This window comes from Pseudomonas sp. BGI-2 (genome assembly GCF_004310295.1).
Classification (GTDB): Bacteria; Pseudomonadota; Gammaproteobacteria; order Pseudomonadales; family Pseudomonadaceae; genus Aquipseudomonas.
On the sequence record NZ_SISB01000010.1, the window covers coordinates 62,164 to 75,316 of the forward strand.

Annotated in this window: 17 protein-coding genes; 6 read left to right on the forward strand and 11 right to left on the reverse strand. The window is 57.7% G+C overall.

Annotated features, from left to right (window positions below; translation table 11 throughout):
• Nucleotides 1-6: 6 nt before the first annotated feature.
• The 8 genes from EYC95_RS09140 to EYC95_RS09175 form a co-directional block, all read right to left on the reverse strand.
• Complete coding sequence (locus EYC95_RS09140) at nucleotides 7-633, reverse strand: response regulator transcription factor (RefSeq protein WP_094468347.1); 627 nt, start codon at nucleotides 631-633, stop codon at nucleotides 7-9.
• A 257-nt stretch (nucleotides 634-890) separates the two neighbouring features.
• Nucleotides 891-1,283: a response regulator gene (locus EYC95_RS09145; protein WP_131060125.1), complete on the reverse strand. Its 393-nt coding sequence runs from the start codon at nucleotides 1,281-1,283 to the stop codon at nucleotides 891-893.
• 185 nt (nucleotides 1,284-1,468) lie between these two features.
• Entirely contained in the window at nucleotides 1,469-2,800 is a 1,332-nt protein-coding gene (locus EYC95_RS09150; protein ID WP_131060058.1) for a deoxyguanosinetriphosphate triphosphohydrolase, read from the reverse strand.
• Nucleotides 2,801-2,867: 67 nt separating this feature from the next.
• Nucleotides 2,868-4,031 carry an EAL domain-containing protein gene (locus tag EYC95_RS09155; protein ID WP_131060059.1) on the reverse strand — a complete coding sequence of 388 codons (1,164 nt, stop codon included), beginning with the start codon at nucleotides 4,029-4,031 and terminating at the stop codon, nucleotides 2,868-2,870.
• 126 nt (nucleotides 4,032-4,157) lie between these two features.
• Nucleotides 4,158-4,499 carry a hypothetical protein gene (locus tag EYC95_RS09160; protein ID WP_131060060.1) on the reverse strand — a complete coding sequence of 114 codons (342 nt, stop codon included), beginning with the start codon at nucleotides 4,497-4,499 and terminating at the stop codon, nucleotides 4,158-4,160.
• Nucleotides 4,496-4,885, reverse strand: a complete 390-nt coding sequence (locus EYC95_RS09165) for a phage holin family protein (protein ID WP_094468343.1) — start codon at nucleotides 4,883-4,885, stop codon at nucleotides 4,496-4,498. Before EYC95_RS09165 ends, EYC95_RS09160 begins: the two co-directional genes overlap by 4 nt.
• 1 nt (nucleotide 4,886) lies before the next feature.
• Nucleotides 4,887-5,201: a YqjD family protein gene (locus EYC95_RS09170; protein WP_090186370.1), complete on the reverse strand. Its 315-nt coding sequence runs from the start codon at nucleotides 5,199-5,201 to the stop codon at nucleotides 4,887-4,889.
• Between the two features lie 89 nt (nucleotides 5,202-5,290).
• Complete coding sequence (locus EYC95_RS09175; protein WP_131060061.1) at nucleotides 5,291-5,509, reverse strand: hypothetical protein; 219 nt, start codon at nucleotides 5,507-5,509, stop codon at nucleotides 5,291-5,293.
• On the opposite strand from EYC95_RS09175, the gene EYC95_RS09180 reads away from it, so the two are divergent.
• Complete coding sequence (locus EYC95_RS09180) at nucleotides 5,508-6,716, forward strand: ammonium transporter (protein ID WP_131060062.1); 1,209 nt, start codon at nucleotides 5,508-5,510, stop codon at nucleotides 6,714-6,716. The genes EYC95_RS09175 and EYC95_RS09180 overlap by 2 nt on opposite strands.
• A 1-nt stretch (nucleotide 6,717) precedes the next feature.
• Here the strand turns inward: EYC95_RS09180 and EYC95_RS09185 are convergent, their stop codons facing one another.
• A complete protein-coding gene (locus EYC95_RS09185) occupies nucleotides 6,718-8,430 on the reverse strand; it encodes a monovalent cation:proton antiporter-2 (CPA2) family protein (RefSeq protein WP_131060063.1) in 1,713 nt (570 codons plus the stop codon).
• Between the two features lie 209 nt (nucleotides 8,431-8,639).
• Between EYC95_RS09185 and EYC95_RS09190 the strand changes: the two genes are divergently transcribed.
• The 3 genes from EYC95_RS09190 to EYC95_RS09200 all read left to right on the forward strand — a co-directional run bounded on the left by EYC95_RS09190 (nucleotide 8,640) and on the right by EYC95_RS09200 (nucleotide 10,325).
• Nucleotides 8,640-8,876 carry a glutaredoxin family protein gene (locus tag EYC95_RS09190; RefSeq protein WP_131060126.1) on the forward strand — a complete coding sequence of 79 codons (237 nt, stop codon included), beginning with the start codon at nucleotides 8,640-8,642 and terminating at the stop codon, nucleotides 8,874-8,876.
• A gap of 169 nt (nucleotides 8,877-9,045) precedes the next feature.
• On the forward strand, nucleotides 9,046-9,363 hold the full coding sequence (locus EYC95_RS09195; RefSeq protein ID WP_131060064.1) for a transcriptional regulator: 318 nt from the start codon (nucleotides 9,046-9,048) through the stop codon (nucleotides 9,361-9,363).
• Between the two features lie 71 nt (nucleotides 9,364-9,434).
• Nucleotides 9,435-10,325: a pseudouridine synthase gene (locus EYC95_RS09200; protein WP_131060065.1), complete on the forward strand. Its 891-nt coding sequence runs from the start codon at nucleotides 9,435-9,437 to the stop codon at nucleotides 10,323-10,325.
• Nucleotides 10,326-10,394: 69 nt separating this feature from the next.
• Here the strand turns inward: EYC95_RS09200 and EYC95_RS09205 are convergent, their stop codons facing one another.
• Both EYC95_RS09205 and mobA read right to left on the reverse strand, forming a co-directional pair.
• Nucleotides 10,395-10,616, reverse strand: a complete 222-nt coding sequence (locus EYC95_RS09205; protein ID WP_131060066.1) for a YgdI/YgdR family lipoprotein — start codon at nucleotides 10,614-10,616, stop codon at nucleotides 10,395-10,397.
• Nucleotides 10,617-10,692: 76 nt separating this feature from the next.
• Nucleotides 10,693-11,295 (reverse strand): molybdenum cofactor guanylyltransferase MobA, encoded by a 603-nt coding sequence (gene mobA / locus EYC95_RS09210; protein WP_131060067.1) that lies wholly within the window; start codon nucleotides 11,293-11,295, stop codon nucleotides 10,693-10,695.
• An 81-nt stretch (nucleotides 11,296-11,376) separates the two neighbouring features.
• On the opposite strand from mobA, the gene moaB reads away from it, so the two are divergent.
• Together moaB and glp are read left to right on the forward strand one after the other, a co-directional pair.
• Nucleotides 11,377-11,916: a molybdenum cofactor biosynthesis protein B gene (gene moaB / locus EYC95_RS09215; protein WP_131060068.1), complete on the forward strand. Its 540-nt coding sequence runs from the start codon at nucleotides 11,377-11,379 to the stop codon at nucleotides 11,914-11,916.
• Nucleotides 11,900-13,126: a gephyrin-like molybdotransferase Glp gene (glp, locus tag EYC95_RS09220; RefSeq protein WP_131060069.1), complete on the forward strand. Its 1,227-nt coding sequence runs from the start codon at nucleotides 11,900-11,902 to the stop codon at nucleotides 13,124-13,126. Before moaB ends, glp begins: the two co-directional genes overlap by 17 nt.
• The last annotated feature ends 27 nt before the right edge of the window (nucleotides 13,127-13,153 follow it).

Below are 13,153 nucleotides of genomic sequence, written 5' to 3' on the forward strand. Positions count from 1 at the left end.
TGTCTCTCACACTAACGCGTTGCGTTTTGCCATATCAATGAGTTCAACGAGTGACTTGGCTTTGAGTTTTTGCATGAGGCGTTTTTTATAGGTGCTGACAGTCTTGTTGCTCAGAAACATGCCCTTGGCAATTTCCTTGTTAGTCCGGCCCTGGGCGAAAAGTTGCAATACCATCAACTCCCGGTCGTTGACTGACTTGAATAACTCCAGATCGGCGTATCGCTCATCATCGGCACGAACAGGATTCAAGGCCTGGCTGGGGAAATAGTTGTAACCTGAAAGTACTGCCTTGATTGCGCTCACCAGTTCACTCAGGTCTTCCTGTTTGCATACATAACCTGATGCGCCAGATTGCATGCAGCGAATACCGAAAAGTGTCGGGCACTGGGCAGTCAACACCAGTGTTTTGAGGGGGGTACTCATTGCGTTGAAACGGGAGAGAACTTCCAGGCCATCCAGTTTGGGGATGCTGATGTCGAGAATGACCAGGTCGGGCATGCATTCACGAACCATCTGCATGGCGTCGACCCCATTATCAGTTTCGCCGACGACTTTGTAACCCTCATGTTCGAGCAACATTCGGACGGCAAGACGGATGACAGGGTGATCGTCGACAATAAAAACGGAGTTCATAATCAAATCCCATACGCGCTCAAATAAAGCGGGCACCTTAGCTCAGATAGTTGAGAGGGGCATGAACTGACGGGCCTGTAGTGGCAAACTAGGACAATTCCTACAGGGGAAGAAGAATCGGACTACGGATCAACTAGGTTTTGCATGAGGAACGGTGAAAGTGTTGTATGTGTGTCCGGCTCGTCGGAGAGGTTGGTTTATAGTGTTTTACTTGTGTTTTAAATGTGTGTTTTTAGTGTGTGATTGTTGCTGTGTTTTTATAATGAGGCCAAGGTCAATAAGTTTCTAAAGTCTGATTGTTTCAGGGGTTTGATCAAGTAGCCCAACAAAGGCAATCCGTGTTCGCCGGCCATTCTTTCAAGACCGTCCAGTTCAATGGACGTCAGGCTGCTCAGCAGTATTGCCTGCCTGATCATTCCCCGCTGGCTGGCGAATTCGATCAAATCAAGTCCGGGAAGGTCTGGCAGGCATTGATCGCACAGAAGGATGTCGAAGGGCTGCGACGCCTTGAGCATTTGTTGCAAGGCGGCTTCGGCGCTGTCTGTTGCGGTGAGTTGGGTGAAGCCGTAACTCTCCAGCAGGTATTGAGTCGCCCTGAGCTGAAAGGGATGGTCTTCCACCAGCAAGATGCGCCAATCGTTTTTCAACATAGAGTTTTTCATGCTTCATCTGTGGTGCAGAGGGAGCGTGATTATTTCGCGATCAGACCGTTCAATCGATCAGTCGGCTCTGCACAAGGTGTAGGGCGATTCTGTTGACGCTGCGATTGAATGAAAAATGCGCAAAAAATCGATCAGCCGTTCGAGAGTCCCCGATGCGGCTGATCGATAGATGCTCATCCGTGGCTTGAACGACCGGTCATTTCCAGTGCCATTTGACTGGCGTAGCTGTCGGTCATGCCGGCGATGAAGTCGATCATTCTCAGGAACGAGGTGTGCAAAGGACCGTGAGGGTCGGGTGCATTGTTGCCCAGCAGGTCGAGAATGCGGCGGCTCTTGAAGGACGGTGTTCGACCATTGTGTTGTTCCAGTGCCGCGCCGCAGAACGCATTGAGCAGGATCTCGAGAGTGGTGTAAGCACCGATTTCGTGCAGCGTCTTGCGCTTGTCCTGGAAGATCTTTTTGCGCGCCATGTCTTTGGCATTCAGGACACAGCGTTTGGCCGGACCATGCATGTGCTCCACCAGATCGCCTGGCAGTGTGCCAGCCAGCAGCGAGTCCTGTTGCTCGACGAAAGCCCGGGCGGCGGCATTAGTCAGGTGTTCGATGGCCTTGCCCCGGAGGATCGCCAGTTTGCGCCGGCGCGAATCCAGTGGGCCTAGTTGGCGATAGGTTTCCGGAAGATCATCGCCCACAAGATCAAGCAGCAAAGACTCGACTTCGGCGTACTCCAGCAACTCCATTTCCAGGCCGTCTTCCAGATCGATCAGCGCGTAACAGATATCGTCCGCGGCCTCCATCAGGTACACCAGCGGATGGCGCGCCCAGCGCTGGTCCTCCAGTTGCGGCAGGCCGAGTTTAAGAGCGATCTGCTCCAGTAGCGGGAGTTCGCTCTGATAGCAGCCGAACTTGTGTTTCTTGTAGCCCAATGAATCGGCGTGCTTTGCCGTCCACGGGTATTTCAAATAGGTGCCCAGCGTGGCGTAGGTCAGTCGGGTGCCGCCGTCGAACTGATGGTACTCAAGCTGTGTGAGCACCCGGAAGCCTTGGGCGTTGCCTTCGAAATTCAGGAAGTCATTGCGTTCGACTTCGATCATGGCGTCCAGCCAGCCACGGCCGGCGGCTTGCTGGAACCAGTGACGGATCGCGTCTTCGCCGGAATGCCCGAAGGGTGGGTTGCCGATGTCATGGGCCAGGCAAGCCGATTGCACCACCATCCCCAGGTCGCTCGGTTCGCACCAATCGGGCAGGGCGCTACGAATGGTCTCACCGACGCGCATGCCCAACGACCGACCCACGCAGCTGACTTCCAGCGAGTGGGTCAGGCGCGTATGGATGTGATCATTGCTGGACACCGGATGAACCTGAGTCTTGCGCCCGAGGCGGCGGAAAGCACCCGAGAAAATGATGCGGTCGTGGTCTTTGTGAAAAGGGCTGCGGCCGAGTTCTTCCGGGCTGTGCAGAGGCTTTCCGAGGCGTTCGCGGGTAAGCAGGGTTTGCCAATCCAAGGCTGGACTCTCCGTCAGGTGACTGAGCCTCTAGCTTCCGGGTTCGTGCCTGCGCCTGCAAGCGGAACTAGAGCCCGGCGGCATCGATGTCGATGAGCAGCAGTCGCTCGCCGTTGTCGAAAAATTGCCCTGCGGTGAGGCAATACTGATTGCTGGTGGCATCGCGGTAGGTCGTGGACAGTGTCAGGCGCCGCTCTTCCCAGCCCTCGGCCAGCAAGTGATAAAAGTACGGTCGCCACGACCAGTTATGGCCCAGGTAGCGGTTATCGGCCTCCCAGCCGTTGTTGCGCCATTCCAGATTGGGCGTCAACTGGGTGCCGTGACGGTCGCACTGATAGAAACGCAACAGCCAGGGAAACGCCTGCAGGTGTGGCAAGGCGCTTAGCGGCGCACGGGCCAGGGCCCAGGCTTGCAGGATGATCATCAGTTCGCAGAGTTGCTGGCGCATGGTCATCAGTCGACCGCGTTCGCCGAGTTTCTGCTGAACATAACGCTGGCGCAGTTGCGCGAAACGCTCGACAAAGGCGTCGGTGGCAAAGAAGTCCACCTGCGCCCGAGCGAACAGAAATCCCTGTACGTAACGTGAGCCGCACTCCAGGGCGAAATTGAGTTGAGCGTCGGTTTCCACCCCTTCGGCGATGATCCAGCAACCGGTTTTCTCGGCCATTTGCGCCAGAGCCTTCACCACGTCGCTACTGGGGCCGCCCAATGCCGCGGCCTGGAACAGTCGCATATCGAGCTTGAGGATGTCAGGTTGCAGGGCCAGCACACGATCAAGTTGCGAGTAACCGGCACCGAAATCATCGATGGCGATCCGTGCCCCAGCCTGTCGATAGCGTGCGGCGACGTCGGCCAGACGCTGGATGTTGCCTCTCAGTTCGGTGATCTCGAAAACGATGCGTTGCGGGTCGACGTTGTGCCGGCTCAATTGCTTGAGGCTCGGCAGCGCTTGGTCCGGCCGTAAGCGGTTGATCCAGCGTGGCGATATGTTCAGGCTCAGAAACCAGTCCGAAGGCACTTCATGCAGACGGCTCAGGGCGTTGTCGCGAATCTGGCGATCAAGACGACGAAGGGCGACGGCGGGCGTTCGCGGGTCGGCGAACAGCGGCCCCACCGAGGCCAGTTGACCGTCTGCCTGACGCAGTCGACCCAGCGCTTCTACCCCCGCGATACGACCCGTGGCAGTATCGATAAATGGCTGAAAGCAGGCGAGCGGTTGCCCGTCGATCACGAGGCCTCCTTAGTAAGGTCTTGTTTTTGGATTAACCTGCTCACCGGGTAGGCACACAGGATTGAACCTCTCGATAAAGAGGTTAATCCCGGTGGTATTGCAAGAATGCAGCCAGATAGAGGCTCTTCAGTCTTTGCGCGAAGAACCCTGCATGACCAGTTTGATCAAAGGCCCCAGCGTTGTACCCAGGCGAACCAGCCGAGTCAGGCTGCTGGGACCGCCGCTCTTGGCGCCTTTTCCGGTCAGAAAACCGAGCAGCGTCACGGCCGCCATGCCCCAGAGCGGGGCGTGCTTGATGCCGAAGCCATCGTGCAGGTTTTGCGTCATCCCGCGTACCCGCTGCAAGGGTTGCAACAGTTGCGCGGATTCGTGACGAATTTCCTGGCGATGCATTTCCATGCGCAGGCGTATCAGTGCCTTGCGCATTTCGGTGCGCGAGCTGTTATGGGGCAGTACAGGCAGGCTCATGGCAGCAGGCGCTCCCTATCGTTGGCCAATTCTTCCAGGGTGCCGTGGAAGGGCGAGGACTCATCGAAAATCGCCGCCTTCAGGCGCATGGCACAGAATATTGCAGCCAGGGTGTAGAACACGCAGAGCCCGATAATCGCTGGCAGACGATAGGTGTCCCAAAACAGGATCAGCACCAGCGTCGACAATCCCACCAGCAACAGCAAGGCAAAGACCAGCGCCAGGCCTGCAAACAGCAACAGGCTTACAGTGCGCGCTTTTTGTTCCTGCAACTCGATGCCGAACAGTTCGACATGGCTGTGCAACAGTCCAAGAAAAGCGGCACCCAGGCGCCGCGATGAAGAGCTTGTGCCCGTCGCGGACGAGCTGGATTCACCGATAGACATATCAGCGCCGAGTAGCCAGCAGGCCAATCAGAAAGCCGACGCCCGCCGCGATCCCGACCGATTGCCACGGATTGGTCTGAACATAATCTTCCGCAGCGGTCACGGCGGCCTGGCCGCGTTCGCGCAGTGAATCTTCGGTCAGCTTCAAGGTTTCGCGGGCGCGCAGCAGACTTTCGTGAATCTGGCTGCGCAGCTCATCGGCCTGATCGCCAGCCAAGGTCGCGGTGTGTTCCAGCAACCGTTCAGTGTCGCTGACCAATGTCTGAAAATCGTTCATCAGGATTTCTTGAGCAGTCTTTGCTTTGATGCTGGCCATTGGTGATCTCCGTAAGTGGCTTCTGAAGCGTTCGAGTATGAGCCGTGTGTGAAGGTTCAGTACAAATGACTGGTACAACTTTTGCTATGTCATGGTGCATCAGCCCGCGCCGTTGCGCTGTTGCCGGGCATGATTTCAGGAAAATCCTGATTCAAACAATCATAACTCGCGTGAAGGTTCCGGCTTTGTGCGCCAAAGCGGTTCATCGGTATCAACGCGTTGATCCTGATGGGCCGCAACTTGGTGCGTAAACGGGATACGCGAACCTCTTTGGTGCTTTTTTTAGCCTTCAGGTCTGCCAACTCCATGGAAAATCTGCAAAGCGCTGTGGACAGTCTGGTCCATAGCTCCAATACGTTGTTCATCCTTATCGGTGCAGTCATGGTTCTGGCCATGCACGCCGGTTTCGCCTTTCTTGAAGTCGGTACGGTTCGACAAAAGAACCAGGTCAACGCCTTGTCGAAGATCCTCAGCGACTTCGCGATTTCGACCCTGGCCTACTTCTTTATAGGCTATTGGATTTCCTACGGGGTCACCTTCATGCAACCGGCGGCGGTAATCAACGCCGATCACGGCTACGGGCTGGTGAAGTTTTTCTTTCTGCTGACCTTTGCTGCGGCGATTCCCGCGATCATATCCGGAGGCATTGCCGAGCGCGCCAGATTCGTCCCGCAGTTGTGTGCGACGGCGCTGATCGTCGCGTTCATTTACCCTTTCTTTGAAGGCATGATCTGGAACGGCAACTTCGGACTGCAAGCCTGGTTGCTGGAGCGTTTTGGCGCCAGCTTCCATGACTTCGCGGGCTCCGTCGTGGTGCACGCCATGGGCGGATGGCTGGCGCTCGCGGCGGTGTTGTTGCTCGGGCCAAGGCAAGGGCGCTATCGCGAAGGGCGACTGGTGGCGTTCGCACCATCAAGCATTCCCTTCCTGGCATTGGGTTCGTGGATCCTGATCGTTGGCTGGTTCGGCTTCAACGTCATGAGCGCACAAACGCTGCAAGGCGTCAGCGGATTGGTGGCGGTGAACTCGCTGATGGCCATGGTCGGCGGCACCGTGGCGGCGCTGATTGTCGGGCGCAATGACCCGGGGTTTCTGCATAACGGCCCACTGGCCGGGTTGGTGGCAATCTGTGCCGGTTCCGACCTGATGCACCCGGTGGGCGCGCTGATCACGGGTGTGATCGCCGGGACATTGTTTGTCTGGTGCTTCACCGCGGCTCAGGTCAAATGGCGCATCGACGATGTGCTGGGTGTCTGGCCGTTGCATGGTTTGTGCGGTGTCTGGGGGGGGATCGCCTGCGGCATCTTCGGCCAGAGCGCATTGGGTGGTTTGGGCGGGGTGAGCCTGATCAGCCAATTGATCGGCACCTCGTTGGGGGTGATCGTGGCGCTGCTCGGCGGTTTTGTGGTGTATGGCGTGATCAAGGCGTTGCATGGTCTGCGCCTGAGCCAGGAAGAGGAGTATTACGGCGCTGACTTGTCGGTGCACAAGATCGGCGCCGTGAGCCAGGACTGACTCACTTTTCTTCATCGTCGCTCCCAGGATAAAAGCCGTGCAGCAGACGATAGCGGTCATGCCGTATCTGGTCGGCCCGCTCCTGTACCTGATGCGCGGGCAGGCCCAGCATGATCAGTGCGTGGGAGGCGAGCATCAGGCTCGACTCCAGCAGTTCGGGAACGACTTCGCTGGCGCCGGCCGCTTTCAACTCGGCCAACTGGCTGTCGTCCCGGGTGCGTACCAGAATCGGAACGGTTGAGTTCAATCGGCGCGCCTGCTGGAGAATCTGTAGTGCGATGTCGGTCTGGTCGACCGCAATCACCAGCAGCCTGGCGCGCGCCAGCCCTACCGCCAGCAGCAGTTCACCGCGCCGCGAGTCGCCGTAATGCACACAGGTTTCACCGACGGCGGCTTCCTGGACACGCACCGGATCGGTGTCCAGTGCAAGGTAAGGTTGCAGCGCATTACGCAGCGCTCGGCCGATGGACTGCCCCACGCGACCGTAGCCACAGATCACGACGTGGTTGTGCAAATCGGCGTTGAGCGCGCTGATTTCTGCCAGTTTGACTTCTTCGTTGGGGTTGCGATGCAGGCGTGTCGCAAGGTGGGGCGCCGCGCGTAGCAGCAAGGGGGTAACCAGCATTGAGCAGAATGTCGCGGCCAGTAGAAGGCCTCCGAAGTCGGCGGGCATCATTTTGTTTTGCTGCATCAGTGCCATCAGCGCAAAGCAGAACTCGCCACCCTGAGCCAATGCCAGGCCGCTGCGCCAGGCGGTTTCGCCGTCGCTGCCGCGCCATTTGACCAACAACGCGACCACTGCGCCCTTGATTAGCAGTAACCCAAGCGTCAGGCCGAGGATCAGCAGGCCGTGGCTGGCAAACAGCTGCAAGTCGATCAGCATGCCGATGCTGACGAAAAACAACCCGAGCAAGATGTCGCGGAACGGGCGGATGTCCGCCTCGATCTGATGCCGATAGTGACTTTCCCCCAGCAGCATGCCGGCGAGAAATGCGCCCAAGGCAGGGGAGAGGCCGAGTAGGTGAGTCAGCCACGCTGTCAATAATACGATGACCAGCGCCAGCAGCACGAACAGCTCCGCAGAGCGGGCGGCAGCGACCTCGTGGAACAGCCGCGGCAGCCCCCAGCGACTGGCCATTAGCAGACCGACGAACAGCACCAAGGTTTTGCCCAACGTTATCGGCAATGCCCAATACCAGGCCTGATCGCTGTTGCCGGCGAACACTGGCACCAGGGTCAACAGCAACACCGCCACCACATCCTGGAACAGCAGCACGGCAATGGCGTTCTGACCGTGACTGCTGAAGATCTCGCCGAGGCTGCCCAGCTCCTTGCTGACAATGGCGGTGGACGACAGCGACAGGCCGGCTCCGAGTAACAGAGCAGGCGTCGTCGACATGCCGAACAGGATCAGCAATGCCCCCATCAATAGCCCGGACACCAACACTTGCAGGCTGCCAAGGCCAAACACCACTCGACGCAGCGCGACCATTTTCGACAGGGAAAACTCCAGCCCAAGGGAGAACAGCAGGAACACCACACCCAGTTCTGCAAGGTCTGGCAACTCTTCGCTTTCATTCACCCAGTTGAACGCCGTCGGCCCGATCATCAGCCCTACGCACAGATAGCCCAGCACCGGTGGCAGACGCAGGCGCTGGAACAGTGCAATCACCACCAGGGAGGAGGCGAGGATGATCAAGAGGTTGGCAAACACTAAAAACTCCGGTGATGGGGCTGGCTACTCAAGCGTAGAGGCAAAATAGCCGCGAGCATCGCGTAAATGAGATTGCGCATGAATGATTTGAGTCAGGGGTTTGCCGAAATCTTTTGAAATCGGCCGCTGCCCAAACGTCTGGTGCACTGGCTCGACTGCGGTTGCTGGCGGGCCTAGAATGAACGCCTAACTTGTCTGGTCTTGTTGTCATGCCTCCTGAATGTCAGCTTTTGGGCACCCTTGGTTGCCATCTCTGTGAAGTCGCTGAAGCCATGCTGATGGAGTTTGTCGAGCACGGTTTGCTGGTAGAACTGGTCGATATTGCAGAAAACGAAGACTGGGTCGAAAAATACGGTTTACGTATTCCGGTACTGAAGCGTTTTGATAACGGCGCAGAGCTTGATTGGCCATTCGATGCCGATCAGGTTGTAGGGTTCTTACGCTGATCCCTTGCGCTGTCGGCATCGCTCCCGTCCGTCGCGCGCCACGTTTCATGCATTGGCGAAAGGCTGATTATTGAGTTACTGTATGCCTGTACAGTTATTCTGATCGCCTGCCGTGCTTTTACCTGTTTCGGGTTTGGGCAAGCGATCCCGGAAGTCAGAGGGATGAGCCTTGGTCAATGTCGAACAATTGAAGAACAGCGTGAACCGGATGTCGGCGGATGTGGTGCGCGAAGCTGTCCTCGAATTGCGTCTAGATGGTTTGGTCCTGGAAGGAAAAACACCCTTCAACAAATTGCACTTCAATACCTGTTTTGCCGAAATCGAAGCGTTGTTCCAGCGCGCGGGTTATCACCGGCAGCTGGATGTCGTGGGTTATCAGGGGTTGTTGTATGCGCTTTATGATCCCGGTCGCTGGGAAGCGGTCGATGTGTTGCGCTGGCTCAAGGAGTTCACCGAGGCGGCGGCGCGCACGCAGATACCGGCGTGAGGATTCTTCTCTAGGTCCGTTCCGGCCACTGCTGGATAATGCTGCCCTGTATTGAGGGTCAGAGCGTTCGTATGTCCACTTCATCTTTTTCTGCTGCGCACAACCAGGCCAGCACGCTCTACTTGCCGTCGGGGCCGTGGCAGACCGTGCTCGATTGCCTGTGCGAACACTTCAGCGCTATCGGTCGTGAACAATGGCTGGACAGAATTGCTCGCGGTCGCGTGCTTGACGGGCACGGTCAACCGATTGCTCTTGATCTGCGTTACAAGGAAGGCCTGCGGATTCATTACTTCCGTGAGGTACCGGACGAAAAACCGATCCCGGTGGTCGAGTCGATCCTGTACGCCGACGAACACCTGGTGGTGGCGGACAAGCCGCATTTTCTGCCAGTGACGCCTGCTGGCGAATACGTAGAGCAGACGTTGTTGCGACGGCTTATCCGTCGACTGGATAACCCGCATCTGGTGCCTTTACATCGCATTGACAGGCATACGGCGGGACTGGTGTTGTTTTCAGCGAACCCCGAGAGTCGCTCGGCTTACCAATCATTATTTCCTACACGGAATATCGAAAAACGCTACGAAGCAATCGCCCGTGCATTGCCTGAGCTGACCTTTCCATTGGTTCATAAAAGTCGGCTGGTCGATGGCGAGCCGTTCTTTCGCATGCAGGAAGGTCCGGGCGTCAGTAACACCGAGACGGCAGTCGAGGTTCGTGAGAAGAATGGCGATCTCTGGCGGTATGGACTTTACCCGGTGACCGGCAAAAAACATCAGCTGCGGGTACACATGACTGCTTTGGGCGCCAGTATCTGCAACGACCCGTTCTACCCGCAGGTGCTTAAGGATGTCGAGGATGACTATGCCAATCCCTTGAAGCTGCTGGCTCAGGGCTTGCGGTTTGTCGACCCGGTCACTGGCCAGCAACGTGAATTCGAGAGCACCATCACCCTGCAATGGTGATCACAATGCTTCAGGCATGAAAAAGCCCGCGATAAGCGGGCTTTTCTGTATCCGGTGGTGCCGTAAAGATTACAACTCTTTAACGGTACGAACCTGATCCTTGTTAATGCGGGTTTGTTTGCCGTCCAGCTGTTCGAACTCGTAGAAACCCGATTCTTCATCGTATTTTGGCGCGTCGACGGCCTGGATTTCGCGACCGTCATTCAAGGTGATCACTGTAGGCGAGGCGCAACCGGCGAGGGTCGCGAGGCCCAGTGCGAGCATGAAAGTGGCGAGGGTCCGTTGAGTCATGAGTGTGTCTCCGAAAATGAATTCTTTTGGTAACTGAGCTTGAGACGTATACAACGCGCGCAAGTTCCTTCTCGTGTCAGTCTGACACAGTGTTGGGTGCACTTAACAGCTCTGGCGTGTTGAGGTTGGCCAAGCGAGGGTCGTTGTCGGGGCATTGCAGGGCGGTAGCACCCATTTTGCGCATGAGGCGACCCGGACTGCGTTCGCCGTCTTTCCAGGCACTTTCGAACGCTGCCGAGAGTGCCGTGGGGATAACGCACAGCAGCGGTTCCCAGTGTTCGTTGTGGCGCAGCATCAGCGGTTTGGCCGGATGCTGGCGGGCGGTGTCGCGCATGCTGTGAAGCAGGGCTGCGTCGATGCGCGGCACATCGCACGGCAACACCAGCAGATAGGGATGGCGGGCGGCCTTGAGGCCAGCGCGAATGCCGGCCATGGGGCCCGGGAAGTCACCTTCGTCGTCATGGACCAACTGGTCGGCGTAAGGCGCGTATTTTTCCAGGTTCCTGTTGCAGGAGATAATCAGGTCGTCGCTCAGCGCACGGGTCTTGCGATGCAGATGCGCAATCAGCGGCTCGCCATGCCATTCCAGCAAACCCTTGTCCTGACCGCCCATGCGTTGGCCTCGGCCTCCAGCCAGGAGCAGAATGGAGCAGGGCGGCAAATGTGTAGTCGAGGTCATGGCAAGTCTCCATGGGGGCGGCGAAAAAACGGGGCGCTGTGATATAACACCGGGCTGTTTATCCTACAACTGGACGAGCCTATGAAAGCCAAGGCTGATGTACCTTTCGCGCCGCTCAACATCGCGGTGTTGACTGTCAGCGATACTCGCACCCTGGAAACCGATACGTCAGGACAGGTCTTCGTCGACCGCTTGAGCGATGCCGGTCATTACCTGGCCGCTCGGGTTTTGCTTAAAGATGACCTCTACAAAATTCGCGCGCAAGTCGCCACCTGGATTGCCGATGATGTCGTGCAGGTGGTGTTGATCACCGGCGGTACAGGATTCACGGGGCGCGATAGCACGCCGGAAGCGGTGAGTTGCCTGCTGGACAAGCAGGTCGACGGTTTTGGAGAGCTGTTCCGGCAGATTTCGGTCGCGGACATCGGCACTTCGACTGTCCAGTCTCGCGCCTTGGCGGGGTTGGCCAATGGCACGCTGGTCTGCTGTTTGCCGGGATCGACCAACGCTGTGCGCACTGGCTGGGATGGCATCCTCGCCGAACAGCTGGATTCGCGGCACCGTCCCTGCAATTTCGTCGCTCACCTGAAACAGGCCGAGCCTTGTGAATCCCGTGGGTAAGCCCGGCAAAACCGGCAGCCTGATGGCTGTCGAGGTGGCATTGGCGCGTTTACTGGAAATGGCTGAGTCATCAAGGATACGTGAGCGTGAGCGCTTGCCGTTGGCGCAGGTTCAAGGTCGCATACTGGCCGACGACCTCGTCTCGACGCTTGATCTGCCGCCCTGGCCGAACAGTGCCATGGACGGCTATGCCTTGCGCATCGCTGACTGGACGGGAGAACCGTTGGTGGTCAGTCAGAAGATTTTTGCCGGTCAGGCACCCGAAGCGTTGAGGCCTGGTACCTGTGCCCGGATCTTTACCGGCGCGCCTGTGCCGGCAGGTGCCGATTGCGTCGAGATGCAGGAGAACACCGAGGTCCAGGAGGATGAGCTCGTCCGTTTTAACGAGACGATGGCTGCGGGTCAAAACATTCGGCCACAAGGCCAGGAAACCACCGTTGGTGAGCTTGTTTTGCCGGCGGGCACGCGCCTTGGGCCTATCGAGCAAGGCCTGTCCGCCTCGCTGGGATGTGCTGAGCTGGACGTGGTGCGTAAGGTTCGTGTTGCCGTCCTGTCCACCGGGGATGAATTGATAGAGCCGGGGCAGACCCTCGGGCCGGGACAGATTTACAACAGCAATCGCGTATTGCTGTGCAGTTGGTTGCAGCGCTTGGGCTGTGAGGTGATCGATGCCGGTATTCTTCCTGATGATTTAGCGACCACGCGTGCCCGCCTTGGCGAGTTGAAGGATGTCGACCTGATCCTTTCTACCGGCGGTGTGTCTGTGGGGGAGGCCGATTTTCTGGGCATCGCCTTGCGCGAAGAGGGCGAGTTGACCCTGTGGAAACTCGCCATCAAACCAGGCAAGCCGCTGACGTTCGGTCATTTTCGCGGCGTGCCTGTGATTGGTTTGCCCGGCAACCCTGCGTCGACACTGGTTACGTTTGCCCTGTTGGCCAGGCCCTATCTCTTGCGCCGCCAAGGTGTAAAAGAGGTTGAACCATTGAAGTTTCAGGTGCCGGCAGGGTTCGACTGGCCCAAGGCTGGAAATCGCCGAGAGTATTTGCGTGGGCGCCTGGAGAATGGTCGGGCAATCATCTACAAAAACCAGAGCTCTGGGGTGCTTCGCAGTGCCGCCTGGGCTGATGGCCTGGTTGAAGTGCTGGAAGACCGCACGTTGATCGAAGGCGATCACGTTAACTTCATTCCGCTTAGCGAAGTCCTGGGCTGATCACGACCACAGTCTTGCCACGCAAGC